The sequence below is a fragment of the Streptomyces synnematoformans genome (assembly GCF_039531005.1).
In the GTDB taxonomy this organism is placed as follows: domain Bacteria; phylum Actinomycetota; class Actinomycetes; order Streptomycetales; family Streptomycetaceae; genus Streptomyces; species Streptomyces synnematoformans.
Window position 1 is genome coordinate 1 of the sequence record NZ_BAAAPF010000494.1, and the last position, 3,422, is coordinate 3,422.

At 75.2% G+C, this 3,422-nt stretch carries 4 protein-coding genes; 1 reads left to right on the forward strand and 3 read right to left on the reverse strand.

Features of this window, described 5'->3' with window-relative positions:
- Positions 1 to 469 (forward strand): murein hydrolase activator EnvC family protein (locus ABD317_RS34970; RefSeq protein ID WP_344295664.1); only part of this gene is annotated, 469 nt, incomplete at its 5' end.
- Between the two features lie 41 nt (positions 470 to 510).
- On the opposite strand, the gene ABD317_RS34975 is transcribed toward ABD317_RS34970, so the two are convergent.
- The 3 genes from ABD317_RS34975 to dprA all read right to left on the reverse strand — a co-directional run.
- On the reverse strand, positions 511 to 1,065 hold the full coding sequence (locus tag ABD317_RS34975) for a TetR/AcrR family transcriptional regulator (RefSeq protein ID WP_344295669.1): 555 nt from the start codon (positions 1,063 to 1,065) through the stop codon (positions 511 to 513).
- 51 nt (positions 1,066 to 1,116) lie between these two features.
- Positions 1,117 to 1,926, reverse strand: coding sequence for an RNA polymerase sigma factor WhiG (gene whiG, locus ABD317_RS34980; protein ID WP_027754955.1), 810 nt, complete (start codon positions 1,924 to 1,926; stop codon positions 1,117 to 1,119).
- Positions 1,927 to 2,215: 289 nt separating this feature from the next.
- Positions 2,216 to 3,422 (reverse strand): DNA-processing protein DprA (dprA, locus tag ABD317_RS34985; RefSeq protein WP_425582524.1); only part of this gene is annotated, 1,207 nt, incomplete at its 5' end.

Below are 3,422 nucleotides of genomic sequence, written 5' to 3' on the forward strand. Positions count from 1 at the left end.
GGGGGGGGGGGGGCGGGGGGCGGGGGGGGGGGGGGGGCGGCCGGTGGTGGAGCGGGGTTTCGACCCGCCGCGTTCGCCGTACGGGCCGGGGCACCGCGGGGTCGACCTGCGCGCCGCGGCGGGCCAGCCGGTGCGTGCGCCGGCCGCGGGCCGGGTGTCCTTCGCCGGCGGGGTGGCGGGGCGCGGGGTGGTGGCCGTGGACCATCCGGGGACGGGCCGTCCGCCGCTGCGGACGACGTACGAGCCGGTGCTGCCCGCGGTGCGGAAGGGGGCGCGGGTCGGGGCCGGGCAGATCGTGGGGCATCTGCAGGGCGGCTCGTACCACTGCGCGGCGCCCTGTCTCCACTGGGGACTGCGCCGCGGCCCGCATTATCTGGACCCGCTGTCGCTGCTGCCGCCCCGGCTGCTCACGGGCGGCCGTCACCGGCTGTTGCCGGTGTTCGGCCGGCCGCCGCCGGGCGGCTCCTGACGGGACGCGGCTCGCGACGCGGCGGGGCGCCGGGCCGCGGGTCAGCGGGCGGCGCCGTGGAGAGCGACGGCGACGGCCGTGTCGGCGACGGTGTCCGGGGGGTCGGCGCCGATTTCGGTACGGCGCACGGCGGCGTCGACGACGCCCTGCAGCAGGGTGGCGGCCAGGCGGGGCTCGTCGTGGCCGAGGGCCGTCAGGGCCTCGACGACCATCGTGATCAGCCCGCCGTGGGCGGCGCGGATCTTCTCGCGGGCGTCGGCGTCCAGTTCACCCGCGGAGATCGCGACGACGGCCCGGTGGCGGCGGTCGCCGACGAGCGCGAGCTGCGCTCGCACATATGCCTCGACCTTCGCCTCGGGGGTGTCGGCACGGTCCATGGCCGCCTCCACGTCCGCCGCCCAGCGCGGGAAGTCGACGGCGCACAGCTCCTCGACCACGGCGGCCCGGCTGCGGAAGTACTCGTACACCGACGAGCGCGCGAGGCCGGTGCGCTCGGCGAGCGCGGCGAAGGTCAGCGCTTCGGTGCCGCCTTCGCCGAGGAGTTCGCGCGCGGCGTCGAGCAGCGCGCGGTGCTGCATGGTCCGGTGCTCGGCCACGGAGGCCGCTCGAATCTTCGGCACGGTCCAACTTTAGACCGCGACCGCGGTTCAGCCGCCGGAGTCGGCCAGCTTGGCGCGCAGTTGCAGGACCGACTTGGTGTGGATCTGGCTCACCCTGCTCTCGGTGACGCCGAGTACCTGGCCGATCTCGGCGAGTGTGAGGCCCTCGTAGTAGTAGAGGGTGACCACCGTCTTCTCCCGGTCGGGGAGGGTGTTCACGGCCCGCGCGAGCAGCCTGCGCAGTTCGCGGTCCTCGGCGACCTCGACCGGGTTGTCGGCGGCGGTGTCCTCCAGGGTGTCCATGAGGCTGAGGCGGTCGCCGTTGTCGGAGCTGACGTGCAGCAGCTCTTCGAGGGCGACGACGTTGGCGAGCGAAAGCTGGCTGAAAACGCCGTGCAGGTCCTCCAGCCGGATGCCCATCTCCGCGGCCACCTCGGCTTCCGAGGGGGTGCGGCGGAGGGCGGCTTCGAGGGTGGCGTAGGCGCGTTCGACGGCCCGGGCCTTCTGCCGTACGGAGCGCGGGATCCAGTCCAGCGCCCGCAGTTCGTCGATCATCGCGCCGCGGATGCGGGTGATGGCGTACGTCTCGAACTTGATGGCGCGCTCGGGGTCGAACTTCTCGATGGCGTCGATGAGTCCGAAGACTCCGGATGAGACGAAGTCGGCCTGCTCCACGTTGGGCGGCAGACCCACGCTGACGCGCCCGGCAACGTACTTCACGAGGGGGGAGTAGTGCAGGATCAGCTGCTCGCGCAGCCGGCCGTCACGCGTCTCCTTGTACGACCGCCACAGCTCGTCCACCGACGAGGGTGCTGTGCGTGGTGCGGCACGGTCGGACCCGGAGATGTGCTGGGGCATGCGTCGTCGCCTTGAACCGTTCTGGTGGGGGACGGGGTTCGGGTGGACTGAGAGGAAGCGGGGGGTGGGGGGTTGGGGAGTGAGGGAACGTTCCGCGAGCGTAGCGTGACCGTACGGTCGCATTCTGCGACTGGCGGCTCTTCATGAGTACGCAGATGCGTTCCGCGCACCGCACCCGCGGGTTATCGGGAGGTCACGGCGGGGGGACGGCCGCTGCGGCACGGGGTGGGGGTCGGTTTGCATCTCCCCCACCCTTTCACCCGAACGTCCCAGGTCAAGGAACGGCTCGTCACCTGATGGGGTGCTCGGTGGCGCGCCGCGCCAGGCGCCAGCCGGTGCCGTCGCGGGCGACGAAGCCGAGGGACTGCAGCTCATGAAGCCTGCCCAAGGCTTCGTCGCGCTCCGTACCCGCCTCGCGTGCGATCTGCTCGGGCCGGGCGGTGCCCCGTCCGGGGACGGCTTCGAGCACGCGTGCGGTGGCGGCCGGGAGCAGATCGCGTGGTACGACCGGGCCGCGGCGGGCCGGGGCGAGGTCGGCGCCGATGCGGCCGACCAGTTCGACGACCTCGGCGGCCTCGGTGACCAGTTCCGCCTCGCCGCGCAGCAGTTCGTGCACGCCGGCGGAGAGGCCCGACGTGACCGGGCCGGGGACTGCTATCGTCGCGCGGCCCAGGCGCTGCGCCCAGCGGGCGGTGACGAGCGAGCCGCTGCGGCGCTCGGCTTCCACGACGACGGTGCCGCGGGTGAGGGCGGCCATCACGCGGTTGCGCAGGAGGAACCGCGACCGGGTGGGGTGGTCGCCGGGGGCGAGTTCGGCGACGATCAGCCCCTGCTCGGCGACGCGGCCGAGGAGTTCGGTGTGGCCCGGCGGGTAGACGCGGTCGACGCCGCAGGCCAGGACGGCGACGGTGGCTCCGGTGGCGGCGAGCGCGCCGCGGTGTGCGGCGGCGTCGATGCCGTAGGCGGAGCCGGAGACGACGACCCAGCCGGCGTGGGCGAGGCCGGCGGCGAGCGTACCGGCGACGTGGGCGCCGTACTCGGTGCAGGCGCGGGCTCCGACGACGGCCACGGACTGCAGCGCCCACAGCCGCAGGTCGACGCGGCCGCGGACCCAGAGGCCGAGGGGGCGCGCGGCGGCGAGGTCGTCGAGCTGCCGGGGCCACTCGGCGTCGCCGGGGCAGACGAAGCCGGCACCGGCCGCCGCGGCGGCGGCGAGGTCCTGCCGGGCGTCGGGCCCGCCGAGCCGCCGCCGGTAGCGGGCGAGCCGGGCTTCGGTCGCCGGTGTGGGCGGCGGGGCGTCGCCGGTGATCCAGCGCAGCAGCGCGACGGCTCCGTGGGTGCGCAGCCACCGCCCGGCGATCTCGTCCCCGGGCTCCACAAGCCGCGTCAGGGCCACCCGGGCCAGCCGCTCGTCCGCGTCGTCGCCGGCCGGGGCGACGGGCCGCGGCCGCGGTACGGAGGCGGGCCCGCCGGAGACCGGCGGTCGGCGGTCGGCG